This window comes from Paenibacillus doosanensis (genome assembly GCF_025060755.1).
Lineage (GTDB): Bacteria > Bacillota > Bacilli > Paenibacillales > NBRC-103111 > Paenibacillus_S > Paenibacillus_S doosanensis.
This window is the reverse complement of sequence record NZ_JANYUY010000132.1, coordinates 1-632: the sequence shown is the minus strand read 5'-3', so window position 1 is coordinate 632 and position 632 is coordinate 1. Positions and strand designations below refer to the sequence as shown.

Here is a 632-nt window from a genome sequence, read left to right as displayed (position 1 = left end):
TTAACGAGAGTTCTTCCGCGCGCCTTAGCATGCTCTGCTCGCCTACCTGTGTCGGTTTGCGGTACGGGCACCTTCTCCCTGGCTAGAGGCTTTTCTTGGCAGCCTGAACTCATGACCTTCGCTACTGCAATTTTCGCTCCCCATCACAGACCAGCCTTATGATGTGCGGATTTGCCTACACATCAGCCTCTCTGCTTGGACGGGCATCCATCAGCCCGCGTCACTATCCTTCTGCGTCACCCCATCGCTCATAACGGTTCACGGTGGTACAGGAATTTCAACCTGTTGTCCTTCGACTACGCCTTTCGGCCTCGCCTTAGGTCCCGACTTACCCTGAGCGGACGAGCCTTCCTCAGGAACCCTTAGGCTTTCGGCGGATCAGATTCTCACTGATCTTTTCGTTACTCATACCGGCATTCTCACTTGTGTACTGTCCAGCGCTCCTTACGGTACACCTTCAACCTATACACAACGCTCCCCTACCAGAGTAGATAAAATCTACAATCCATAGCTTCGGTGGTGTGTTTAGCCCCGTTACATTTTCGGCGCAGAGTCACTCGACCAGTGAGCTATTACGCACTCTTTCAATGGTGGCTGCTTCTAAGCCAACATCCTGGTTGTCTGCGCAACTC

At 53.0% G+C, this 632-nt stretch carries 1 rRNA gene; it reads right to left on the bottom strand.

What is annotated here, in order from left to right:
* Nucleotides 1–632 (bottom strand): 23S ribosomal RNA (locus N0M98_RS33735); the annotation flags it as partial.